Genomic DNA, 23972 nt, shown 5'->3' with positions numbered 1-23972 from the left:
GCGAGGCAGGTCAAGCAGCAACTGTTGGACCAAGCCGAGCATCAGGGATGCAGGCGGGAGGTGCGCCGATGGATGAACTGGTAGCACGCTCCAGTGGTGGCGAACTTGAATTCTCGCTGACGTGGCTGAATGGCGGTGCGAAATCGACCGGTGCCGAGGCGACATTCGGAAACCTGCGCGTCTGCCTGCGAGGCCGACCGGTCTGGCACGGCGAAGACGACACCACCGGATTTGAGTGGACGTGGATCGAACTTCTCGAGTTTCTCGGCGAGTATTGGCTGTACTTGTCCGTCGAAGATGGCTGCCCCTTCGGTGTCGCCCCGAACACCGCCCCAAGGATGTTCGCGGCAGCAGAAGCGGCGATCGAGATGAGGCCCTCCTCGGAGGCAGAGTATGAACGCGAGCAGTTGGAGGCCTATCGCCTGACGCACGATTTGGCGGAGGCCTTGCAGGGTGTGGTTTCCCCTCCGTTGTGGGTCGTCCGAGATGGCAACGTGGGGTGGATGGCGTCGACGGCGATGACCGCGACAGTGCCGTTCGAGGAGATGCTTGATGTTCTGACCGCTGTCGGCGACTTCATCTCGCTGCGGCTCAATGGATTGGGCGATGAGCGGTCGATACAAGCGGTACAGACGTGGCGCGAACGCGATCACCATGACCGGCTTCGGGTCATCGAGGCTGCAACCGGTTACCCGCCGGAATTGGTCGCCGAGGTCGAGACGGCATTCCCTTCGCAGGACGACAGCCAATGGAGCACGCCTGCGTCCGATGAGTTGCTGGCAGCCGCACGTCTCGTGGGCCCGCAGCCGCTAGCCAGCCTCAGGCCGATCCTGGACGCCGTACGGCAGGCTCACAAGGTTGAAACGTCCGAGCTAGATCATCTCTCGGAGCAGGCCTCGGAGGTGATCGCACGTGCTTCCGACGAGCCGCCGTATGTACAAGGGTACGAATTGGCTGATTGGCTGCGGTCTCAGCCGGGAATCGTCGGCGCGAACGGGCGCGTGAACCCAGACCACGTGCTGCGGCTCTGGAGGGTTCCCGTCATCGACGTTGGCCTCGGGCTGATTGACGTTGATGCGATCGGATGCTGGGGTCCAAGCCACGGACCAGCCGTACTTGTCAACAGCGACCGGCGACACGCCACGAACTCTGGACGGCGAAGAGCAACCCTCGCGCATGAGATCTGCCATCTCTTCGCCGACCGTTCGACATCTCTGCCTCTGGTCGAAGTGCTGGGAGGCCGGACCGCGAAACACGTCGAGCAACGTGCACGCGCTTTCGCAGCCGAATTTCTGCTGCCTCGTCGGCTCGCTGGCGAAGCGTTCATGGATGTTGACGGAGACGATGAGCGAGCGGCCAAGTCGCTCCGAGCTCGATTTGGGGTCAGCTCGGCGTTGCTTGGGTGGCAGGTTCGGAACTCGGCAGTATTTCTCAGACCTAAGTCACGCCAGTTCGTCGACCGTCTCATCGGGGACCAAGCGGGGCTCGGCTGGTTCTGAGTTCGCGGTTGAGGCGGGCTGGATGCCTCGCGCTGGCCTCGACAGGATCGGTTTTCTGTGCAGAAATGTTCGCTGAGCGAGCGATTTTGCACAGAAAAGCGCCACACTGGCAAACGTTTGCTGACACGGCACTAGCTCGGCTTCTCGGCGGGCGCTCGATGACAGGGGGCGGCTAGCGTCCCGCCGGTGACCATTCGAGGGAAGGCCTTCATCGCCGGGGTGTTCGAGCATCCCGGGCGCGAACTGCCCGACCGGACGCTGCCGCAGATCCACGCCGAGGTAGCCGCGGGAGCGCTCGCCGACGCGGGGCTCACCCTGGCAGATGTCGACGCGTACTACTCCGCCGGTGACGCCCCCGGTTTCGGTGCGTTGTCGATGGTGGAGTACCTGGGCCTCGACTGCACCTACGTCGACGACACCGAAACGGGCGGCTCCGCGTACCTGGTGCATGTCCAGCACGCTGCGGCGGCCATTGCCGCCGGGCACGTCAAGGTCGCGCTCATCACGCTGGCCGGCAAGCCCCGCACTGGCGGTGCAGGACCGGGCGGCAGCGCCCGCTTCAGCTCGGCGCCCGAGGCATCTTTTGAGAATCAGTTCGGCATGTCGGTGCCCGGCGGGTACGCGCTGGCCGCAGCTCGTCACATGCACGAGTTCGGCACGACGTCCGAACAGTTCGCCGAAGTGAAGGTCGCGGCGTCCACGCACGCCCAGCACAACCCGAACGCGTTCCTACGCGACGTGGTGACCGTTGACGAGGTGGTCTCGTCGCCGATGATCTCCGATCCGCTGCGCCGTCTGGACTGCTGCGTCATTACCGACGGCGGGGGAGCGTTGGTGCTGATCTCCGAAGCTGTAGCGGCTTCGCTCGATCGCCACTGCGTGCCGGTGCTGGGCACTGGCACGTCGATCAAGCACACCTCAGGCGGGCGTATCGACCTCACCCACACCGGAGCGTCGCGCTCGGGCCCGCTGGCGTTCGCCGAGGCCGGCATCACCCCGGCCGACATCGACTACGTGTCGATCTACGACAGCTTCACGATCACGGTGCTGATCACGCTCGAAGACCTGGGCTTCTGTGAAAAGGGGGACGGCGGGCGATTCGTGTCCGACGGCGCTCTGCAGTCACCGGGCGGTGTGCTGCCGTTCAACACCGATGGCGGCGGGCTGTGCAACAACCACCCCGCCAACCGCGGCGGCATGACCAAGGTGGTCGAAGCCGTGCGACAGCTGCGTGGCGAGGCACACCCTGCGGTGCAGGTGCCCGACTGCGAGCTGGCCTTGGCGCACGGCACCGGCGGCAGCCTCGCGACACGCATGGGAAGCGCCACCCTCGTGATGGGCCGTTCGACATGAGCCAGATCGAAATGAGGCGACCGCTGTGAGCGAATTGGGGCCGTCGGGCCTGCCGGTGCCGCCGCCGCATGCGAACCTCGAAACGCAGCGCTTCTGGGACGCGACGGCGCAGGGCCGCTTGGAGCTGCCCCGCTGCGACGACTGCGACCACGTCGTGTGGTACCCGCGCGACCACTGCGACCAGTGCGGCTCGACATCAGTGAGCTGGTTCACCGCTTCAGGGCGCGGCACCGTCTACAGCTGCACCGTCACCCGGCGCATCCCGGGCTCGTGGCGCAAGGCGGCCCCGTTCGTGTTGGCCTACGTCGAGCTCGAAGAAGGCCCCCGCGTGGTCACCAACATCGTCGGCTGCGACCCCGACACCGTGCACATCGGCCAAGCCGTGCTGGCAGTCTTCGACCCCACTCCCGACGGCCCCGCACTGCTCCGCTTCACACCCGCCTGAGGTCAGCGTCGGGTTCGGTCGCCGAGTGCGCCGACACAACATGGCGCAGCCACCGGCGCCCTCAATGTTGAACTGTTCGATTAGTTTGGCGCGAACTCAACAAATTCGCGGCCAGCGCGGATGGGATGCGAGGAATCACCGATGCCGAAGTCGCTCGGTGTGTTCTGCCGAATGCAGGTGCAGCAAGTGAACAAGTGCACGATGCGCGACGATGCCGCTCGCAGATGCGCTGACGTCGTCGGCATGGCATGACCGACAGCTCCTCCGTTGCCCGACGTTCGGGTCCTGGTCGTCCGACGCACCGGGAGGTGTACGAACGACTTCAGGTCCAGGTTGAAGAGCTGCGGGAGAATATGGGTGGGCTTCCGCTCCCTGAGGAGGCTGCCGACATCTGGCGCGGCCTTTGGTACGAGGAAGCGCACCACTCGACTGCGCTGGAAGGCAACACCCTCGTGCTCAAGCAGGTGGAGCAACTGCTCGCCGAGGGTCGAGCGGTTGGGAATAAGGACCTCAACGACTACTTGGAAGTCAAGGGCTACGGCGACGCTGCCGAGTGGGTCTATTCCCAAGCGCTTCGTCCACTGGGACTCGGTCAGCATCAGCAAATCGTGACACTCACGGAAGTTCGCGAGATCCATCGCGTTGCGCTGGCACCTGTGTGGGAAGTCTCACCCCACCCGAATGCGACACAAGCGGAGACTCCGGGCAGCTATCGCCAGCATGACATCCGCCCGTTTCCCGGAGGCATGACTCCAATGTCCTGGCCCCTAGTCGATGCGGAGATGACCGAATGGGCAAGACACGTCAACTCGCTCGACCCGGCTGTGCTGACATTTCCGGAGGCATTGGCTTCAGCCCATTGCCGCTTCGAGCAGATCCACCCATTTCTTGACGGCAACGGACGAACAGGGCGACTTGTACTCAACCTGGTGCTCGTCCGGCTCGGCTTTCCTCCGGCAATCATCTACAAGCGAGATCGCGACCGGTACCTCCGCGCTCTCCGCAGAGCCGACGACGGTGTACCGGCACCGCTTGGTGCGATGCTCGCTCGAGCCGTACTGGACAGCCTCTACAGATTCGTGCTGCCGGCGGTAGCGGGACCCGCGCGCCTTGTGCCGCTCGAAGCGCTGGCCTCGACCGAGGTAAGCGAAGTAGCGCTTCGTGGAGCGGCGAGTCGCGGACGGCTTCAAGCGACGCGCGGCAGCGACGGACGATGGAGAAGCAGTCGGCGATGGGTCGACGAGTACCTAGCGTCTCGCTACCGACGTACCTGACGTCGAGCAGCAGCCGGTGCCCAGAGACGCATGGCTTCCGGCAAGCGCCACGCTCGTCTTTGTTGAACTGTTCGATTAATTCGGCGTGAACTCAACAAATTCGCGGTCCGCGGCTCGTGCTGTCCAGCGCCTCAGCGCTTCGGCTCAGACTTCGAGCATCAGCGTCACTGGACCGTCGTTCGTCAACTCGACTGCCATGTGTGCCCCGAACGAACCGGTTGCAACCGTGGCGCCCAGGCGTCGCAATTCGGCGACCAACTCGTCGATGAGCTCAGCAGCAACGTCGGGTGCGGCGGCGGCTACGAACGACGGCCGGCGACCTTTGCGGGTGTCGCCGTAGAGCGTGAACTGGCTGACCACCAGCACTTCGCCGCCGGTGTCGGCCACTGACCGGTTCATCTGGCCGTTCTCGTCGGCGATGATGCGCAGGTTCCAGATCTTGGCTGCCAACTTGATCGCTGCATCGGGGCCATCGTCGTGCGTGACGCCCACCAGGCAGCACAGCCCAGCGTCGATCTCGCCGACGACCCCGCCGTCCACCCGTACCCGGGCCTGAGACACCCGCTGGATCAGCGCTCGCACGCGCTCAGCCCCACATTCATGTACAACTTCATAGGGCCATTCAGGTCGAAATTATCGGCGCAATCATGTACGGATTGTCGGTGGCCGTGTGGCATGAGGGTGCAGGCGGTGACCTGTCCGCGGCACCAGTCAAGGGATGATTGCGTCGACTTCGATCTCGATGACGAGGTCGGGATGGATCAGCGCCGACACCTCGACAAGCGTGGACGCTGGTCGGATGTCGCCGAAGACTTCGCCATGTGCACGGATGAAGTCGTCGAGCATTCCGATGTCGGTGATGAACGAGCGGGTCCGCACGACGTCAGTCATCTGCGCGCCGGCCTCAGCCAGCGCTCGCTCAATGACCCCCAGCGTGTAGATCGCCTGTCCGTAGCAGTCGCCCGGGTGCGCCACCCCGTCAGGGCCCAGCGACGTGCTGCCTGAAGCAGCCACCCAGTTCCCCATTCGGACTGCTCGCGAATAGCCGGCGACGGCTTCGAGCGGCCCGCCGCTTGAGATGTTCTGCCTGTCGGCGCCTGAAGCATTGCTGTTGTTGTTCATGACGACATTGTGGGGCGCAGCAGGCACGCCGTGCTGCGCTGTCAGGTGATGGCGCCCGCGATGACGAGTTCGGCGATCTTGTCGGGGTCGTAGCCGAGGATGCCTTCGAGCACCTCCATGTTGTGTTCGCCGAACATCGGACCGCCCCACAGCGGCCGTCCGGGCGTGCGCGACAGCTCGAAGTTGCTGTCCTCCACCCAGGTGTGGCCGTGCTTGGCGTGCGGTACCGACAGGAAGTGCTTGCGGGCGACGATCTGCGGGTCGGCCATGAGATCGGCAGCGTCGTTCACCCGGTGAGCTGGCACGCCGCACTGCTGCAGCGTCGCCTCGATTGCAGCTGCTTCTTGAGGTTCGGTCCACGCCGTGATCGCAGCATCGACGGCGTCGCTGCGGGCTCGGCGCCCGGCAACGGCAAAGGCCGCAAGGTCAGTGTCTGCGCCAATCGCCGACAGAGCGTGCCCCAGATCACTGTTCTCGCTGGCGGCCTCCACGAGCAGTTCCGCCAACGCGCCCCACTGCGCATTGGTTTCGCAGGCGATCGCCACCCAGCGGTCGTCGCCAGCCGCGGGATAGACGCTGTGGGGGCACATGTGGCGATCAGCGTTGCCGGCGCGCCCAGCAGTGCGCCCGTTGATCTCCTCGTCGGCGAACTCGGTCGCCAAGAAGTGCAGCGCCCCCTCCATCTGGGAGAAATCGATGTGCTGGCCCCGGCCCGTGCGATCCCGCTCGGCCAGCGCAGACAGGATCAGCATCACGCCCAGCTTCGGCGATATGTAATCGGTGTAGGCGGTGAACGGACCCGCCGGGATGCGGTCGGGCCAGCCGGTCACCGGATAGAAGCCGGCAATGGCGGCCGCCATCGTGCCGAAGCCGGCGTACATGCGCATCGGCCCGGTCTGGCCCATCAGGCAGCTAGAGAACATCACGAGGTCGGGATTCACTTCGCGCAGCACGTCGTAGGTGAGGCCCCAGTTCGCCATCGCCTTCGGCGAGAACGACTCGGTGATCACGTCGCACCACGCAGCGAGGTCCAGGATCACCTCGCGGGCCTCGGGCAGCGACAGGTCGAGTGTCAGGTCCAACTTCCCTGCGTTGATCGAGTGGAACTGCAGCGCGTTCTCCTGCCCGCCTTCCTCGCCGATGAACGGATGGACGCCGCGCAGCACATCGGGGTGCAACTCGCTCTCGACTTTGACGACCGTTGCGCCGTAGTCGGCCAGGGTTCGGGTTGCGCCGGGCCCCGCCAACGCCCACATGAAGTCGAGGATCTTGACGTCGTCAAGCGGGCGCTCCATCGATCGCCCGGTCGGGGCGAGCTCTGCTCGGGGACGTGACGGGATAGCCGGTCCGGTTGTGCCGCTCGCGTCGAGGTACAGAGCGGTGTGCTCGCCGAGCTTCGGCGCACTCGGGAGATCAGCCAGCGGTTCGCCGTTGGTCTTGGCCAGCGCGCCGCACAGTCGGACCGGTTCAGGACCGCAGGCTCGGGGCATCTCGACGTGCTGCCAGTAGTCGCGCACATCCAAGTGTTCGAGAGCGAGCACATCGGCCGTCGTCGTGATCGGCGCGATGAGCAGGTTGTCCGACAGCGCCCGTTCGAGCAGCTCAGTCTTCGTCTTGGTTGCCACGAACGCTGTGAGGCACTTGATGGCGTGATCGAAGGTGTCCATCGACTCGCGGCCTTCCACGATGGCCATGCCGAAGTCGACCCAGTCCTTGTCGCGCAATTCGGCGTCGCAGTAGCCCTCTTCGCAGACCCACGTCAGGATCCTGCTCGTGAAGGGTGCGATCATCGGACCGAACAGAAACGTGACGGTCACGTAGCCGTCAGCACATTCGTACACCCACGGGATCAGGAAACCGCCCAGGTTGACGGCGCCCGGGAGCCGCACCGGAATCTCGCCGCCGGTGAGCACGGCCATCATCTGGAATTGCGTGCAGTCCACAAAGGACTGCTGGGCCGAGGTGTCCACGTGTTGCCCCAGCCCCGATGTCTCGCGCTCGTGCAGCGCCATGAGGATCGCGCCGGCGGTGTCGACCGCAGCGTTGTGCCAGGTCTGAGGTGAGCCGATGCGCACCGGTGCCCGGTCGCGGTCGCCGGTCAGCGACATCGTGCCGCTTGAGGCGGCGATCGTGAGGTCGGTTGCCGCCCAGCCGGTCTTTGGTCCCGTTTCGCCGAACGGCGTGATCGAGGCGGTCACGAGCTCAGGGTTGGCGGCACGCAGCCCATCAAGGTCGACGTCGAAGACGCCACACGAGATCACCGCATCGCAGTGGGCTGCCAGCTCTGCGATCTGCGCCGAGTTCTCGATGACCACCGAGTGCTTGCCCCGGTTGTAGACCAGAAACTCGATCGACCGCTCCGGATCCGTGACGTCGTCCACGTAGGGGCCCTGGTGGCGGGCGCGGTGCCCGTCGGGCGGCTCGGCGAGCACAACCTCGGAGCCCAGTTGCGCCAGCAGCATCCCGGCCAAATGCCCCCGGTCGTCGGTCAGATCCAGAATCCGGTAACCGTCCAGCACCTTGGTGCGCTCCCGTGTCGCCATTTGGCCGGCATGCCCGGCCGAATCCCGCAAACTCTGCCAGACGCGTCCTGCAGGCGCTCACAGATCGAGCGGTGGCCCGAGTGCCTGAACCCGGTCACTTCGTGCGCAAATGCAACATGGACGATCTGGTCGGCTCTCATCCATCTACTGCCGCGGCTTATGGAGCTTGACCAAACAAACACGTACGCGGCGTCGTCATTGCTCGTCGAAGCACCCAGCATCGACAACGGCGGCCTCGCAACTGCCGACGACGGCACGTTCACGCTCACGTACCGGCTGAACCCGGAGGCGTCGTGGAGTGACGGCACGCCGATCACCAGCACCGACGTGTGGTTCAGTTGGCGCGCCGCGCTCGACACCACCGGCACGTTGAGCGGCCCCGGCTACGACTTCATCACCGAGATCGACCACTCTGATCCGCACACGGTGGTGATCGCGTTCAGCGAGCCCTATGCGCCCTGGCAGACGCTGTTCAACCTGGTTCTGCCAGCACACGAACTGGGGCCCGACACCGACATCGCCGACCAGTGGAACGACGAGATCACGATCTCTGGTGGGCCGTGGATCCAGCACTCTTGGTCATCCGAGCAGCAAATACTGGCGCCCGAGAGCGCATCACCGGAGATCTGACGTTCGCCGTAGGCGAGGGGACATTCATCGAAGGGCTCTGGATCAACCAAGACGCGCCGGATCGACGCTTCGATGTCACTCGCAATGTGCGTCAAGCGCTCGCGTACGCACTCGACCGCGAGCGCATCGCGGACGTCGCGCTCGGCTCGATCATCCCGGACCCCGAAGTGCTGCAATGCACCGGCTGGAACCCCGGTTTCGGAGACTGGTGCAACGACGACTTCGCCCACTACCGCCAGGACGCCGCCAAGGTTGCCGAGCTGCTGGAAGCCGAGGGCTGGACCCGCCCTGACCCCGACGGCCTGTGGGTGAATCCTGGAGGCGAGGATCTCGTACTTGCGTGGAACACCGTGGCAGGCAACAAGCGACGCGAGGACGTGCAGGCGCTCGTGGTCGAGATGACGGCACCCCTCGGCATCGGCTGGGAGATCATCAACTACGACGCGGGCGAGCTGTTCCAGAACCGGCTGCCGGTGCTGAATTTCGGTCCGGTGGCGCTGTTCGCAGACAGCACCGATCCGGACCCGTCCGTCACGGCGTACTACGACATCGAAGGCGTGCCGACGTCTGAAAACGGGTACTCCGGGCAGAACCTCACGGCGTATCGCAGCCAGGCTGCGAGCGATCTGGCATTCGCCATCAACGCGGAGGTGGATCCGGCCGCTCGGCTGGTCATGGTCCATGAACTCGGAACGCTGCTTGCGGATGACGTGCCGTGGATCCCGTTGTACGTGCTGCCGAACCTGTTGGCTTGGAACGAGACGTTGGTGTCTGGCCCGGGGGCGTACGTGTCGAGTCCCTACGGAGGTTTCTTCGACATGTACGACTGGACGGTCAGCGGGGAATGACTCTCTGATGGCTCGGATCCTTGGCTCGTGTGGGCCCCCGGTTTGGCGATTGTGATCACTGTCCTGTCGGTCAACTACGTCGGCGACGGCCTGTGAGACGCCTTCGACGTCAAGGTGGCAGTGCGTCATCAAACGCCCGCCGATTCCCAAGCGTGAGGTGCGTCGGAGCGCTCATGCCGGTAGACAGCGGGCCGCAATTCCACCACTTCGGCCTGTTTGTGTGCTGAGGTGATACCCCGAATCCCTTTAAGAGAGGAAATGGACCGTGGCCAACAAGGCAGAGACCATCAAGGCGGTAGCCGCTCAAGCCGGTGTAAGTGCGGGCGACGCAGAGCGGACGCTGTCAGCGTTCTTCGATCTCGTTGCGGCCGAAGTGAAGGCCGGCGGCAAGATTACCTGGCCAGGATTTGGCGCCTTTTCCATGTCCGAGCGTGGTGCCCGGATGGGACGCAACCCCCAGACCGGCGAGTCCATCGAGATTGGCCCGAGCCGCTCGTTGAAGCTGGCAACCGCGGCTGCCATGAAAAAGCAGTTGATGGAGGGCTGAGCCAGCGCTCAGCGAACCGGCGCCTGCTACGGCGCCGCACTTCGAGACCGGCGCATCGTCGCCATGCAGATGCACGACGTGAGGGCCATCACCGCGATGACTCCGTAAGTCGCGTCGAAATTGCCTGTCCTGTCGGCGAGCCAACCGCTCGCTGCTGGACCGATGACGGACGCCGGGCCATAGAACATCGTCATCGTGCCGAGCACAGCCGAAAACGTGCGGTCGGCGACGTGATCGCTCACAAACGTGGCTGTGAGCGACGGGTAGGAGAAAGACGCGCCGCCGAAGACGACTACGGCGGCGACGATGATTGCTGCATTGGGAACGCGCGCCGCCATCACGACCCCGGTGCTTGCGCTGATGGCCATGACGGTCGCCATCGTGGCGGGTCGGCCCACCCGATCGCTGAGTCGGCCGAATGCCAAAGCGCCAACCATCGAACCCGCTCCCATGCCGGAGAACACGAGCGTGGCGGCCAAGCGGTCGAAACCGTGGTCGCGCTCGAGTGCCAGACCCAGGAAGTTTGCGAACGACGACGTCGTATAGGCGAACGCCATGTACGCCACGACGGCCCGCTTCCAGCCCTGAATCTGCCGCAACGCTGCGAGTCCGCCGACGGCGGCGACCCGTTCAGTACGGCCGGCCCTGACGAACAGCGTCAGCGCAACGAGCAGCAGTATCGAGATTGCTGCCTCGCCCAGCCAGAGCGGCCGCCAGATCGCGTCGCTGCCAGCCACATTGCGCATCGCCGCAGTTGCCAGGGGAACGCCGATGAATGCTGCGCCCATGGTGGCGGTGAGCACGCCGAGCGCGGCGCCTCGCCGAGCCGCGGGCACTCCCTCACTGGCGATGACTGGAGCGGTGAGCCAGATGCCCCCGCCGCCGAGACCTGCCAGTGCGGTACCGATCACCACAGCCAACGCAGACGACGCCGTTCCCACCACGACGAGGCCGATCGTCGACGTGACGATGCCGGCCCGCAGCAGCGTGAACGGTTCGACGCGGCCCGCGCTGAACGTGACGATCACCACACCGGTGAAGTAGGCGCCCATATTCGTCGAGCCGAGTGCGCCGACCAGCGTGTCGCTCAGCCCGAGTTCGGGGGCCATGGCGGGGATCAGTATTCCGATGGTGGCCCGACCGAAGATGTGCGATACCACCCCGGAGAAGGCCACGAGCACGACGCGGCCCCAGCGCACGCGGTCGAAGTCGAACCCGTCGCCGACCGCATCGGCAGTTGCCGCCGGGCCCAGCGTCGGCACGGCATCGCCCAGTCCTGCCGCGGCGGGCGTGACCCTGAAGGCGTCGGGCAAGCGGCCCATCTGGCGAGTGGCTGGGGTCAGTGCCCCGGCGTGAACCTGATGGGAAGAACGGCCGGACCCCAGATCCCGTTCGAGAGCGGCTTCCACTCGACGTCGCCGTCGAGCTGAAGATTCGGCATGCGGCGTGCGATGGCCTTGAATGCCTCCTGCAGCTCGGCGCGCGCCAGGAAGGCCCCCAAGCAGTGATGGATGCCGCTGCCGAAGGTCATGTGCGGGGCGCCTGAACGGCGCGTGATGTCGAAGTCTGTGGGCTCGACAAACTTCTCGCCGTCGTAGTTGGCGCCCACAAGGCTCGGGAAGATGAAGGTGTTCGCCGGGAACTCGATGTCGCGGTAGGTGATCGGCTCGCTGGCGTAACGAGCCGTGCCGCGTATCGCACCGAGATACCGCATGACTTCTTCGACGGCGCCAGGCGCCTGCGACGTGTCGTCTGCGAGCAACCGCAACTGGTCGGGATGCTGCGCGAACAGCGCCACCGCGCATGCGAGCTGGTTGCGAGTCGTGTCAGTGCCCGCAAGCAGCAGTGAGTTGGCGAGCGACAGCAACTCCTCCGTCGACAGCCGATCGCCTGCTTCCTCGACCGCGATGAGGTCGGACAGCAGGTCGTCACGCGGCGCCGCCCGGCGCTCGGCGATGAGCGCCGTCATGTAGGCCTCCATCTCGTTCTGCGCAGCGACGATGGCCGGACCGTCCCGGTGGAGGTTGCCGTTGAAGATGCGGAAGATGTCCGTCGCCAAGCGTCCGAACAGCTTCCAGTCCTCGCGAGGAGCACCCAGCATCTCGCAGATGATCGGGATCGGATACGGCTCGCACACCTCGCCGACGAACTCGGCCTCTCCCCGTGCGCAGATCGGCTCGAGCAACTCGTCGATGACCTCAGCCATGAACGGTCGCAGTCGCTCGGCTGATTTCGGTGTGAAGGCGGGTCCGACGAGGCGCCGGATCCGGTGATGCTCAGCGCCTTCCATGGCCAGGATGTTGCGGCTTGAGCGCTGCCTGAAGTCCGGGTCGTCGTAGCCCTGCATGTCCGCGATCAGCCCAATGGCCGAGTACCAACGGTCGTCGCGCAGCATGGCGGTTGCGTCGTCGTAGCGAGTGATGACGTAGCCCAGCGGAGTCCGCGCAATCCAGTCGTCGTCTTCGAGCAGGCCGAGCAGCAGCTGTCGCTGCTCCTCCCATGTCACCGGATCGAGGTCAAGCTCGGGCATCTCCACGTCGACAACCGGCACGGCCATGGGCGAACCCTAACCAGCCCGGCAGCGGCCTCGGCTCGGGCACGCTGGGGGGCGTAGCCGTAGCATTCGCACGATGAAGGACGCAGGCACACCAGGCAATGGCACATCGGGTAATGGGGCATCAGGCAATGGCACGGTCTCGGCTGAGCGACACGGCAGCGTGCTGCTCGTCGAAGTGGACGACGGCAAGGCGAACGCGTTCTCGGTACCGATGCTCGCGGCGCTGGACGCACAGATCGATGCAGCCGAGGCCGATGACGGCATCGGTGCGGTGGTCATCGCCGGCAACCAACGGGCTTTCTTTGCGGGGTTCGACCTCAACGTGATCCGCGGCGGCGACCGTGCCGCGATGACCGAGCTGGTGTCAGCGGGTGGCGCAATGGTGCGGCGGGCTTACGGCTCATCGGTACCCGTAGTGGCAGCATGCACCGGCCATGCCGTTGCAGCAGGAGCGTTGCTGCTGTTGGGCTGCGACCATCGCGTCGGCCCCGATGCGCCCGTCAAGATCGGGCTGAACGAAGTGGCGATAGGGCTGACGCTGCCGGACTGGGCCATGGCGATTTCCACCGAGCGCCTGTCCAAGCGTCACCTGCAGCGCTGCGTGGCGAACGCCCGCCTGCTGGACGGCATGGGTGCGACGCAAGCCGGCTTCCTTGACGAGGCGGTGGCTCGAGATGCCGTCATCGAGCGGGCGCTCGAGGTAGCTGCGGAACTGGCCGACACGCTGGACCCCCGTGCCTACGCCGCCACGGTGCGGGCACTGCGAGCCGGCGTGCTTGCCGAGATGGACGCATCCGTCGAACGAGACCGCGCCTCGGCGGCGTGAGAGACCGATGAAGGTCGGCGAATAGGGGCACTGCGATGAAAGCAATCGTCTTCTCGGAGCACGGCGATATCGATGTGCTGTCGTATCGCGACATCGACCTGCCCGAGTTGCAACCCGGCGAAGCGCGGATCGCTGTGCGGGCGTGCTCGCTGAACTATCACGACGTGTTCACACGCCGAGGCATGCCAGGGATCAGGGTGCCGCTGCCGGGCATCCCGGGCTGTGATGCCGCAGGGCAGGTTGCAGAGCTCGGTCCCGGTGTCGAGGGATGGTCGGTGGGCGACCGGGTGCTCGCAGACCCGGTCCATTGGGACCGCGGGAGCGGCACGTTCTCCATGATCGGCGACACCCTGTGGGGCGCCTATGCCGAATACGTCACCGTCAGCGCAAGCCAGCTGATCCCGCTGCCCGACGACGTTTCCTTCGAGGATGCTTCGTGCCTGCCGGTCGCCTACGGCACCGCCCACCGGATGATGATCACCCGGGGCGAGGTCGGCCCCGACGACACCGTGTTGATCCTGGGCGCCAGTGGGGGAGTGGGCACCAGCGCGTTGCTGATCTCCAAGCTGCGGGGTGCGAGAGTGATCGCTGCAGCGGGCACCGACGAGAAGTGCCAGCGCCTCGCCGACCTGGGCGCCGACGAGACGATCAACTACTCCGAGGTCGACATTGCCCGCTATTGCCGTGAACAGACCGGCGGTCTGTTCGGCGGGGGCGGCTACGACGTGGTGGTCAATTTCACCGGCGGCGACACCTGGGCCCGTTCGCTGCGATGCGTGCGGCAGGGCGGGCGTGTCCTGACCTGCGGCGCTACCGCTGGCTACAACCCGCCGACTGACCTTCGCTTCATCTGGACCGCCGAGATGGACATCCGAGGTTCCAACGGGTGGAAGCGCGACGACCTAGATGAGCTGCTGCGGATGGTGCAGTCGCGCGAGCTGGTGCCCGTGATCGATTCCCTGGTGCCACTGCCCGACGGTGTTGAGGCGCACCGGGCCATGGAGGAGCGACGCTTCTTCGGCAAGATCGTCATCACCGCCGACGCGCCGGTCTGAACGTCGCCGCGGGCCGGAGCCTGCCGCCCCACATCGAGCGCAAGTACCTGCGCGACAACGCCGCACGAGTGCTCGGCCTATGAGCGCGCCGGAACCGTCGGGAGCGATCACTGCGCCCGCTCAAGGGCGGCGCGCACTTCAGCGGCCAGCAACGGGAGGTCGTCTTCGGCAGTTCGCCACGCCGTTGCTGCATCGATGGTCCAATAGGCGTGGACGATGCGATTGCGCAGCCCACGGGCCATCGCGACCGGCAGCGTCGGAAGCACCGTCGCCGCCTCGTCTGTCAGCCGCGAAGCGCATTCGCCGATCACGGTCAGGCACCTCAGCAGCGCGTCCTCGGCCATCGTGTCATCGGGAATCTCGACTCGCAGGCCGGAATATCGGATCGCGCGCTCGGCTGCATCGAGTAGGTGTCTGAGACGGGACACATCTTCGTCGTTCACAGCGCGATGGCGTAACGCGCAACCGATTCACGCTCGGCATCGGTCATCCCTCGGTCGCTGATCACATCAACAGGCGCTTCCAAGAGCGTTTCGAGCGCACTGCTAAGGCGCGCGAGGTCGAACAGCGTTGCGGTGTCCGTAACCGTGACCAGCAGGTCGATGTCACTGCCGGCGTCGGCGGAGCCCCGTGCGGTGGAACCGAACAGTCGCACGTCGGCGGCGTGGTGCTCGATCGCAAGCCGCTTGATGTCGTCCCGGTGCCGCAGGACGCGTTCCAGCGCCGATGGTGCCGGCCGCGAGTGGCGGCTGAGGAATTCTCCGAGCGCGTGCTGAATCAGCGCGGCGGTGGACGGCGGTACCGGTTGCTGCCTGCGGTACCGCTCGATCTCCGCATCCAGCTCGTCGGAAATGGTCACGCTCAGTCGGCGCATGTGGTGCATTTTACACCATTTGCACCATCATGCCGGTTTGACGACTGACACGAGAGACGGTGCGCTGTGTCAGCCAGATCGCCACTACGCCTTGGGTTGTATCCAGCGCGTGAGAGCACTGAGAGCGAGGGGATGGAGCGAAGCCCCTCCTACTATTCCGCTGTTCGACGAGTTCCTCAAGCGCACCATGCCCAAGCCGGCAACGCACTGAATCGAACGCTCGCCGATTCTGATCATGCAAACACCCGCTTCCACCTCCGGCGCTACGGAGTACCGGACACTGTTCGTGACGTCGCTCGTGGGCTTCATGGTGGCGCTCGAGATCACTGTCATCGCGCTGGCTCGCGACGAGATCGCCCAGGCATTCCCAGACGCGTCGGCGGCCGCACTGTCGTGGGTCATCACCGCCTACAACATCGGTGTCGCATCGGTGCTGCTACCCGCCGGCTGGATGGCGGATCGGTTCGGTCGTCGCAGGATGTTCTTGTGGGGGATCGCAATCTTCGCCGTCGGCTCGCTGCTGTCAGGATTCGCCGTATCGGCTGAGCTGCTGATAGCGGCGCGTGTCGTGCAGTCCCTGGGTGGGGCGTTGCAGTTCCCGTCTGGCCTGGCATTGCTGTTGACGGCGTTTCCGATCGAGCGACGGCAGATGGCCATCGGCGTCTGGGGCGCCATGGGCGGGCTGGCCGCAGCACTGGGTCCCTCCGTGGGGGCACTGCTGGTCGACGCGCTGGGCTGGCGTTCGGTGTTCCTGATCAACGTGCCGGTGGCGCTGATGGCGCTGCTGCTCGGACCGACCTGGCTGGCTGAGAGCAGGGGTGACGGGGTGGCACGGCAGGTTGATCTCGTGGGCGTGCCGTTGGCCTCGATCGGTGTCGGTGCCTTCGTGCTGACCATCGTGCAGGTGTCCGACTGGGGCTTGGCAGCCCCCAAGACGCTCGCCTCATTGGCCGTGGGCATCGTGCTGGTGGGCCTGTTCATCGTGCGCTCGCATCGCCACACGGCGCCATTGTTCGACTTGGGCCTGTTCCGGCTCCGCAGTTACGTCGTTGGCAATCTGGGCACCGTCGCCTTTGCTACGGCTTTCTTCGCATGGCTGATCGTGCTTCCCGAGTTCCTTCAGCGTGCCTGGGGCTGGTCGGTGCTGAAATCGGGATTCGCCATGGCGCCCGGCCCGATGGTGTCCTCGATGCTTGCCCCGATAGCCGGGCGGTTCGCTGATCGGTTCGGGTCGCGACCGCTGCTGGTCGCAGGCGGGTTGTTGGGCGTGACAGCGGCCGCGATGCACTTGGCGTGGACCGGCACAGAACCCAGCTACGTCACCGGCATGCTGATTCCCGGAGTGGTCGTGGGTCTGTGCGCCGCATGCGGCTTTGCGCCGCTGGTCGGCGCGGCGATGCGCGACGTGCCCCCGCCTCGATACGCGATGGCCGGCGCAGGGCGCACCACCATCTTCCAGCTGTCGGTAGCGCTCGGCGTCGCCGCTGCGATCGGCATCGTCGGCCGACCCGCATCTCCCGCTGCGTTTCTCGATGGGATGCGCTGGGTGTGGCTGTTGGCGCTTGTGCTGTTCGCCACCCAAGCGCTGCTGTTCGCGACGGCCTACCCCCGGCGCGATGGCGTCCCGGTCGCCCAAGCGCGTCGTTAGATGCGGTAACTACTTTGAGTTGCGAAGGCAAACGTCCTACCGTGGCAAGATGCTTGGCGTGGCGGAGCGGTGGACCCACCAACCGCGAGGATCGACAACCGCCTCGATGGGGGGCGCACCACTGCTGCCACCGCCGATGCGACCACGTAGAAGTGGTCGCCCCGTCGCACGTATCGAACACCTCGGAGCGGGTCGACATCCCCGATGCGCACGTGACCGATTTCCACTAGATCCATCGCAAACAATAGGATTGCTCTCATGAGCGAAACGACCGAAGAAGTACCGGTCGCCAATCAAGACCCACAGCGCCCAATTTCGGCAACGACGCGGACTCGGATGACAGAATTAATCGCGAGTCTTTGCAGCAGCGCTCAAAGGACAAATACGTCAGCTATCCAAGCCGAGAGCTACTCGGCAGCTTTGCGTACGATTCGGACGCAGCTCAGCGGTAGTGGCATGGTAAGTGATCTCTTGAGGTCGAGGAGAGAGGAAGCAGCCAGAGAAGATCTGCGATGAGTGTCGTCTTGGATGCATCGGCACTCTTGGCCTATCTTCAAGGCGAGGCGGGCGCAGATGTGGTTGAACAGGCGATGCTGCAAGAAACTGCGCTGTGTGGTGCAGCAAACTGGTCCGAAGTATCTCAGCAGATTCTTGCCAAAGGTCATGATCTTGAGCAGATTGCTGATTTCTTAATGGCGCGTCGATCGATTGCCATCGTGCCCGTTGGTCGTGACGATGCGGAGTGGGCGGCTCGGCGATACGTTCGCGGTGAAGGACTCTCGCTAGCGGATCGTCTTTGTATGGCGCTTGCTCGTCGCCTGCAATTGGTGCTGTTGACTGCTGACAGGGCTTGGGGATCGGATACGTTTATTCGACAAATCAGATGATGTGGATGGTGGATTACGATTGATCTAATCCTTATGGAACTGATGCACTCAAAGCTATTTCTCACTGGGGAACTATAATGGCTGGCCGAGACGATCCGGGAGAAGCTATCTGGTTCAATGCGCAGGCAATTGCTGATGATCGAGCAATGAGCACCGAACTAGCTTCAGAATTCTGGAACGATCATGCAGATGAATATGTCTCGTTTGGCCAGCGGCGGGCGAAGTGTGATCAGATTTCTGCGTACTGGCGCGAACTCTCGGATGCTTGGAAGGCGCTTGCTAACGCTGATCACGTAAGCCTACGACCTGATGTGTACCTGGCGGCAGACGAGGATGTAAGCCAGACAATCACACTGGGGAACGCGAATCAGGGATTGGGATTACGATCAGCGCTGCAAGTAATTGCGGCAGTCCATCGTCAGGATGCAGTAGAGCGATCGATGGACGAAACAATTGCTGCAATTGATTTGACCTTGGGGCCCAGCAGCGACTGAGCTGCTCCAGCGATGTCACTGCCATGTGACCAGCGATCTGGTCAAGACTGCTGAAGTGTCGTCACGAACTCTTGGGCGTCGGAGGTTGCTGGAGCTTGACCAATTCCTGATTTGATTCAACGCTGCAGGCCACCCTTCGATGGGTCATCGCGCGAGTGCCCTTTACACCGCTGGGTTGAGATGTGATCGCTCAGGCGTTCCCGGGGATGACGGTTCGAGGCTGTTTGGCTACACCGAGTAGGCGAAGTCGCGCAGGGCGGCGGCGGTAGATGCGTACACGTTGGGCATGGCGGTGCGGAAGATCACGTCGCCCGCGTGGCACGTGCCGTTGATGGTCCGAGCCGTTGCCGTGTTCCCCGCAGCAGTCAGCTTTCGGTAGTACGTCAGTCCCTCATCGCGCAGCGGATCGAGCTCGTTGACCGAGATGACATGGGGAGGCATGCCCTCCAGCTCCTCGACGCTGACGTGCATCGGCCACGCCAGCGGATTGGTCGCATTCTCACCGGCGGGGTCGTACGCCTTGACGAGCGCGCCCATGTTCTCGCAGCCCAGGAAGTACTGGTCGTTCTCGTGCAGCGACGGCAGGTCCCCGGGCGGATTCGCGTACATGCCCGAGATGTACGGGCACTGAGCGAACACGCCGTCGATGACGTCGAGATAGCCGTCGCGCTTGGCCTTGAGCGTGGTCGCCAGCGTCAGGTTCCCGCCGCCGGACTCGCCCGACACAGTGATCGTGGAAATACCCAAGTCGGCCTTGTTGGCCGCGACCCACTCCAGCGCAGTGCCACAGTCGTTGAGGCCGGCCGGGAAGGGGTGGTTGCCAAGCGATCCGCCGCCGTTGCGGTACTCCACGCCCACGGCGATGAGACCGAGAGCGGCCAGCTCGTCGCGCCAGCGGCAGAAGTTGGCGTCGGCTGCTGTGAGGATCACCATGCCGCCGCCGTGAATGTGGAAGATGGCCGGCAGCGGCCCTTCGACTCCGGCGGGACGGTGGATGTACAGGCTGATCTCGTTGCCGTCAGGCCCGGTAATGGTGACGTCGTTGCGCTCGATGCCCTCGATCGCCGTCAGGCCTTGGTAGAGCACGTCGAACATCATCTGGAAGCCCGGCTCGGCCTCGTCGCAGTAGGCGTAGAGGTCCTCGATGGGCGTGTCGACGTTGACCGGCGTCGGTTCGCCGTGGCCGTCGAGGCCGAGCTCCGTCATCACGGCAACCATTCGGCGATCTGCTCGCGGGTCGGTCCCCAGCGTCATATCCGGATCGCCGAGCCGTCCCGGTCGGTGTACTCGCGTTGCGTCCATCAGTGGCTCCCTGTCCGCCAGGCGGCACGGTGCCCCCCGGGTTGGCGCAGACAGTAGCCCTGGGGCCTGTCGCCACGCGTCGCGTCTAGGCGAGCAATTGCCTGGCTGCTTCCCGGGCTTCATCCAGGTTCGCCACGATGTGCTCGTCAGGGACTTTGCGCAGAACGTTGAGCGATTCGAGCGTGGCAGCAGGCATGCCGTCGAGTGCCATGACAATGCACTGTGCGTCGCCGCCGGCAGCGGTGTCGATGAGCTGCTCGATGACGAGGGCGGCGCTGTCGTCGATGTAGTCGGTCTCGGAGAAGTCCAAGATCACGACTTCGTGGCCGACGATGTCGTCGCCGATCGTGCGGATGAGCTTGCTCGACGAGGCGACGGTGAAGCTGCCACGCAGCTTTACGATGCCAACACGTGCGGAGTAGGGGCCGATGCCGTGGATGTCGGGCGTCTGGCCGTGGAGGAAGATCTGGTCGAGGAGGGGCACCGAGACGACGCTGTCGAGCTGCAGCCGTTCCAGTTGGCGGGCGCCGATCATGCCGGCCACGATCAGCCCGACCGCCACCGCTGTGACCAAGTCGACCAAGACAGTGATGCTCAGTGTCGTGAGCATGATCAGCAGGTGCTCTCGCTGGACGCGCCCGACGCGTGCCAGGAACCGCCAGTCGATGATCTGCCAGCCGAGCACGGCCAGCATGCCCGCCAGGGCCGCATGGGGAACGAACTCGAGGTAGCGCGCAAGCCCCAGCACGATTGCCAGCAGCGCCAGAGCGCGTACAACCACCGAGACACGCGTCGTTGCCCCGAGCCGGATATTCAGCACCGTCGTGACGAACGTCATGTGCCCGGGAAGCCCACCAATCAACGCCGCAGCGGCGTTCCCGGCTCCGAGGCTCAGCAAGCCACGGTTGGCGTCGGTTTGCGTGCGGGTCTGAGCGTCGACGGCGAGCGAGGACAGCAGGCCGCGCACGGTGCTGAGCATTGCAATCGTGAGTGCCGGCACCAACGAACTCGCCAGGAAGTCGAGCGACAAGACCGGCTGCTGGAGCTCGGGCAGACCTGTTGGGACATCAACGATGGTGGGCACGTCGCCCAGCCAGATGACGCTGAGCAGCGTGCCGCAGATCAGTCCGGCGACCGTCGGGGGAACAACGCGCCGCAGTCTGCGCGGCCACGCAATCGCGATGACGAGCGTGACGACAGCGATCGCCAGTGCGCTGGCGTTCAGGTTGCCGAGCGCGTCGGGCCAGCCCCGGATCGCGGTGAGGGGTTTGGTGATCTTGACCGGTGTGCCAGCGAACGTCTGCACCATGGACACGACGATCATCACGCCGATGCCGGAAGTGAATCCTGCGATCACCGAGTAGGGCGTGTAGGAGACGTAGCTGCCGATGCGCAGAGCACCCATGAGCACTTGGATCAAGCCGGCCAGCATCGCGACCGTGAACGCTTCCGCAGCGGTGTCAGCGTGGGTGGCAATGACCGCCGCCATCGCCACCGCCATCACGCTGCTGACGCTTGCGATCTGTGGACGGGCGCGTTCGAAGATGCCCACGAACAGTCCGACGGTGATCGCGCCGTAGATGCCGCTGGCAGGCCCAAGTCCTGACACGACGCCGAAGGTCGCTGCGGGCGTGATCGTGACGGCCGCCGCGGCCAGCCCGCCGCTGACATCGCCTCGAAGGGATTGCAGGTCGTAGCTCATATCGAAGCTGTCCGACCCCCCTCGAACGCCGACCAGATCGACGCTATTCGACGGGGTGTCTCGGCTATTCGTCTGCCGTGATGACCACGAGCAGTTCGCCGTTGTCGACTTGATCGCCGACAGCAGCGCGCACCTCGCTCACTCCGCCGTCGGCCGGTGCAGTGATCTGGTGCTCCATCTTCATGGCTTCCATCACCACCAGCACCTGGCCTGCGCTCACCCGGTCTCCTTCGGAGACGTTGACCATCAACACCTTGCCGGGCATCGGCGCGACCAGTCCGCCCTCAACAGCCTCGGCGTCCGGGTCGGGGAATCGAGACCGCTCCCGCAACGTCGCTGAACCGGTGAGCGGCCCGGTGACGTACCAGTCGTGACCGCGTCGGCTGATCTGCCAGGTGCCTCGCATCCCGCCGCCAAAGGAATTGAGCACAGTGACGTCGAGTTCGGCATCGAATTGCTCGGCGGGGGGTGCGTCGGTCACCCCGCCGGCCACGTCGTCCACGATGGTGTGGATCTGGATCGAATGGGGCCGCACGACGAACTCGCTGGAGTCCGGCAGGCCCCCGCCGTCGTAGCCGTCCTCGTCGCTGCCGCTGTCCCCGCCGTCGCTGTCGCTCGGTTGGGGTTCGCCATCTTCTGGCGGCGCAAACGGCGCGTCGGTCCGCAGCGGCGCCACGCGCAGCCGGTAGCTGCCGTCCCGCTGGCGCCGGTAGGCAACGCTCACATCGACATCGCCTGCCACGGGATCGAGTGCCGTGAGCGGCAGCACCTCGTCGGGCATGACGCTGTTGCGGTACCCCGATGTCATGAAGCCCAGCGCGGTCGCCAGCTCACGATTCCGGGCTTGCGACACCAGCGCCACGGCTGATGCCGCTGCATGCAAGAACAGGCCGCGGTAGGGCGGCGAGGCGGTGGCAAGTCCCGTTCGGTCGATGAAATCAGTAGTGGTGTCGCCGGCGAGAAACTCCTCGCTGCGCAGCACCGCGGAGAGGAAATCGCGATTGGTGACAACGCCGCCCATCCGGGTGCGATCGAGCGCTGATGCCAGTCCCAGCGCAGCCTCGGTACGCGTCGGCGCCGCCATGACCACCTTGGCGAGCATCGGATCGAACTCTGTGCCCACCACCGAGCCCATCTCGATGCCTGAATCGAAGCGCGCCTGGGGCTCGCTTGCCGGCGCCCACAGCTCGACAGTGCCGGTTGCGGGCAGGAATCCGTTTCTGGGATCCTCCGCGTACAGGCGGGCCTCGACGGCGTGGCCGTTGATCGCCAGGTCAGCTTGCGCGTAGCCCAGCGGCTCGCCGGCTGCGACGCGGATCTGCTCACGCACCAAGTCGAGACCGGTGATCTCCTCGGTGACCGGATGCTCGACCTGCAGACGGGTGTTGACCTCGAGGAACCAGAACTCGGCGTCGTCGCCGCTGCCTTCCAGCAGGAACTCCACGGTCCCAGCCGAGTGGTAGCCGATGGTGCTGACCGCAGCGACCGCAGCAGCACCCATGCGCTCACGCAGCGCCGGCGTCACCGCCGGCGACGGTGCCTCCTCGATGACCTTCTGATGGCGCCGCTGGATCGAGCATTCCCGCTCGAAGCAGTGCACGACGTTCCCGTGTGTGTCACCCAGCACCTGAATCTCGACGTGGCGCGGCGCTGGCAGGTAGCGCTCAAGGAACACCGTGTCGTTGCCGAAGGCGCCGGCCGCTTCGCGGCGCGCCGCCGCCACAGCATCTGCGAGCGAGCTCGCAGAGTCCACGATGCGCATGCCTTTGCCGCCGCCGCCAGCCGAAGCCTTGACCAGCAGGGGATAGCCGACGTGAGACGCCGCCGCAGCCAGGTCGTCGGGGGACATGGTGTCGGTCACCGGGACCGAAGGCAGCGTCGGGACGCCTGCGGCCACCATGGTCTCCTTGGCGGCCAGCTTGTCGCCCATCGCCGCAATAGCCGCAGGCGGAGGCCCCACCCAGATCAGCCCCGCTTCGATCACAGCCGCGGCGAAGTTGGCGTTCTCCGACAGGAAGCCGTAGCCCGGATGCACGGCATCGGCGCCGCTGCGCTGGGCGGCAGCGATCACCTTGTCGATGGACAGGTATGACTCTGCTGCGGTCCGCCCGCCGAGCGGCACCGACAGGTCCGCGTCGGTGACAAACGGCGCTTCGGCGTCGCCGTCGGAATACACGGCGACGGTCGAGATGCCCATGGCGCTCGCGGTGCGGAAGACGCGGCGGGCGATCTCGCCCCGGTTGGCAACGAGCAGCCGCCGAAGCGGGCGTTGCTGTGTTCGAGTGTTCTCGCTCATCGCGCGCCGCCGTTGCATCCGGAAGACCCGTGTTGATGCGGTGTCTTCGGTTGGTGTCGTTGCTTGCTCA

General features: G+C 65.1%; 22 protein-coding genes. 12 read left to right on the top strand and 10 right to left on the bottom strand.

Annotation, left to right across the window (positions count from 1 at the left end):
* The first annotated feature begins 68 nt into the window (after positions 1-68).
* The 4 genes from ACOOHB_RS11985 (at position 69) to ACOOHB_RS11970 (ending at position 4571) form a co-directional block, all read left to right on the top strand.
* Entirely contained in the window at positions 69-1499 is a 1431-nt protein-coding gene (locus tag ACOOHB_RS11985) for an ImmA/IrrE family metallo-endopeptidase (protein ID WP_420445074.1), read from the top strand.
* A gap of 186 nt (positions 1500-1685) precedes the next feature.
* Entirely contained in the window at positions 1686-2852 is a 1167-nt protein-coding gene (locus ACOOHB_RS11980; protein ID WP_420445073.1) for a thiolase domain-containing protein, read from the top strand.
* Between the two features lie 25 nt (positions 2853-2877).
* Positions 2878-3297, top strand: coding sequence for a Zn-ribbon domain-containing OB-fold protein (locus tag ACOOHB_RS11975; RefSeq protein WP_420445072.1), 420 nt, complete (start codon positions 2878-2880; stop codon positions 3295-3297).
* A gap of 248 nt (positions 3298-3545) precedes the next feature.
* Positions 3546-4571, top strand: a complete 1026-nt coding sequence (locus ACOOHB_RS11970; RefSeq protein ID WP_420445071.1) for a Fic family protein — start codon at positions 3546-3548, stop codon at positions 4569-4571.
* Between the two features lie 144 nt (positions 4572-4715).
* Here the strand turns inward: ACOOHB_RS11970 and dtd are convergent, their stop codons facing one another.
* From dtd to ACOOHB_RS11955, 3 genes are all read right to left on the bottom strand, one after another.
* Positions 4716-5153: a D-aminoacyl-tRNA deacylase gene (gene dtd, locus ACOOHB_RS11965; RefSeq protein ID WP_420445070.1), complete on the bottom strand. Its 438-nt coding sequence runs from the start codon at positions 5151-5153 to the stop codon at positions 4716-4718.
* A 129-nt stretch (positions 5154-5282) separates the two neighbouring features.
* Positions 5283-5693, bottom strand: coding sequence for a RidA family protein (locus ACOOHB_RS11960; protein ID WP_420445069.1), 411 nt, complete (start codon positions 5691-5693; stop codon positions 5283-5285).
* A gap of 41 nt (positions 5694-5734) precedes the next feature.
* Positions 5735-8236 (bottom strand): CoA transferase, encoded by a 2502-nt coding sequence (locus ACOOHB_RS11955; RefSeq protein ID WP_420445068.1) that lies wholly within the window; start codon positions 8234-8236, stop codon positions 5735-5737.
* A 159-nt stretch (positions 8237-8395) separates the two neighbouring features.
* On the opposite strand from ACOOHB_RS11955, the gene ACOOHB_RS11950 reads away from it, so the two are divergent.
* From ACOOHB_RS11950 to ACOOHB_RS11940, 3 genes are all read left to right on the top strand, one after another.
* Entirely contained in the window at positions 8396-8866 is a 471-nt protein-coding gene (locus tag ACOOHB_RS11950; RefSeq protein ID WP_420445067.1) for an ABC transporter substrate-binding protein, read from the top strand.
* Positions 8797-9714: an ABC transporter substrate-binding protein gene (locus ACOOHB_RS11945; RefSeq protein ID WP_420445066.1), complete on the top strand. Its 918-nt coding sequence runs from the start codon at positions 8797-8799 to the stop codon at positions 9712-9714. Before ACOOHB_RS11950 ends, ACOOHB_RS11945 begins: the two co-directional genes overlap by 70 nt.
* Before the next feature lie 265 nt (positions 9715-9979).
* On the top strand, positions 9980-10261 hold the full coding sequence (locus tag ACOOHB_RS11940; protein WP_420445065.1) for an HU family DNA-binding protein: 282 nt from the start codon (positions 9980-9982) through the stop codon (positions 10259-10261).
* Positions 10262-10287: 26 nt separating this feature from the next.
* On the opposite strand, the gene ACOOHB_RS11935 is transcribed toward ACOOHB_RS11940, so the two are convergent.
* Positions 10288-11583, bottom strand: a complete 1296-nt coding sequence (locus ACOOHB_RS11935; protein ID WP_420445064.1) for an MFS transporter — start codon at positions 11581-11583, stop codon at positions 10288-10290.
* A gap of 17 nt (positions 11584-11600) precedes the next feature.
* On the bottom strand, positions 11601-12818 hold the full coding sequence (locus ACOOHB_RS11930) for a cytochrome P450 (protein ID WP_420445063.1): 1218 nt from the start codon (positions 12816-12818) through the stop codon (positions 11601-11603).
* Positions 12819-12891: 73 nt separating this feature from the next.
* On the opposite strand from ACOOHB_RS11930, the gene ACOOHB_RS11925 reads away from it, so the two are divergent.
* A complete protein-coding gene (locus tag ACOOHB_RS11925) occupies positions 12892-13644 on the top strand; it encodes a crotonase/enoyl-CoA hydratase family protein (protein ID WP_420445062.1) in 753 nt (250 codons plus the stop codon).
* A 35-nt stretch (positions 13645-13679) separates the two neighbouring features.
* Complete coding sequence (locus ACOOHB_RS11920; protein WP_420445061.1) at positions 13680-14699, top strand: zinc-binding dehydrogenase; 1020 nt, start codon at positions 13680-13682, stop codon at positions 14697-14699.
* Positions 14700-14806: 107 nt separating this feature from the next.
* Here ACOOHB_RS11920 and ACOOHB_RS11915 read toward each other — a convergent pair whose 3' ends face one another.
* On the bottom strand, positions 14807-15142 hold the full coding sequence (locus tag ACOOHB_RS11915) for a DUF86 domain-containing protein (protein WP_420445060.1): 336 nt from the start codon (positions 15140-15142) through the stop codon (positions 14807-14809).
* Positions 15139-15573 (bottom strand): nucleotidyltransferase family protein, encoded by a 435-nt coding sequence (locus tag ACOOHB_RS11910; protein ID WP_420445059.1) that lies wholly within the window; start codon positions 15571-15573, stop codon positions 15139-15141. The genes ACOOHB_RS11915 and ACOOHB_RS11910 overlap by 4 nt, the downstream gene beginning before the upstream one ends.
* 235 nt (positions 15574-15808) lie before the next feature.
* On the opposite strand from ACOOHB_RS11910, the gene ACOOHB_RS11905 reads away from it, so the two are divergent.
* The 3 genes from ACOOHB_RS11905 to ACOOHB_RS11895 all read left to right on the top strand — a co-directional run bounded on the left by ACOOHB_RS11905 (position 15809) and on the right by ACOOHB_RS11895 (position 18602).
* Positions 15809-17221, top strand: a complete 1413-nt coding sequence (locus ACOOHB_RS11905; protein WP_420445058.1) for a DHA2 family efflux MFS transporter permease subunit — start codon at positions 15809-15811, stop codon at positions 17219-17221.
* Positions 17222-17733: 512 nt separating this feature from the next.
* The gene (locus ACOOHB_RS11900) at positions 17734-18108 is read left to right on the top strand and encodes a PIN domain-containing protein (RefSeq protein ID WP_420445057.1); all 375 of its coding nucleotides are present in this window, start codon (positions 17734-17736) and stop codon (positions 18106-18108) included.
* 77 nt (positions 18109-18185) lie between these two features.
* Positions 18186-18602 (top strand): hypothetical protein, encoded by a 417-nt coding sequence (locus ACOOHB_RS11895; protein WP_420445056.1) that lies wholly within the window; start codon positions 18186-18188, stop codon positions 18600-18602.
* A gap of 228 nt (positions 18603-18830) precedes the next feature.
* On the opposite strand, the gene ACOOHB_RS11890 is transcribed toward ACOOHB_RS11895, so the two are convergent.
* The 3 genes from ACOOHB_RS11890 to ACOOHB_RS11880 all read right to left on the bottom strand — a co-directional run bounded on the left by ACOOHB_RS11890 (position 18831) and on the right by ACOOHB_RS11880 (position 23902).
* Positions 18831-19904 (bottom strand): alpha/beta hydrolase, encoded by a 1074-nt coding sequence (locus ACOOHB_RS11890; protein WP_420445055.1) that lies wholly within the window; start codon positions 19902-19904, stop codon positions 18831-18833.
* A gap of 85 nt (positions 19905-19989) precedes the next feature.
* Positions 19990-21606 carry a SulP family inorganic anion transporter gene (locus tag ACOOHB_RS11885; RefSeq protein WP_420445054.1) on the bottom strand — a complete coding sequence of 539 codons (1617 nt, stop codon included), beginning with the start codon at positions 21604-21606 and terminating at the stop codon, positions 19990-19992.
* 64 nt (positions 21607-21670) lie between these two features.
* Positions 21671-23902, bottom strand: a complete 2232-nt coding sequence (locus ACOOHB_RS11880; protein WP_420445053.1) for an acetyl/propionyl/methylcrotonyl-CoA carboxylase subunit alpha — start codon at positions 23900-23902, stop codon at positions 21671-21673.
* Between the last annotated feature and the right edge of the window lie 70 nt (positions 23903-23972).

The sequence above is a fragment of the Candidatus Poriferisodalis sp. genome (assembly GCF_965215815.1).
GTDB lineage: Bacteria > Actinomycetota > Acidimicrobiia > Acidimicrobiales > Poriferisodalaceae > Poriferisodalis.
The sequence above is the reverse complement of the archived record's forward strand: the minus strand, read 5'-3'. Positions and strand labels throughout refer to the sequence as shown.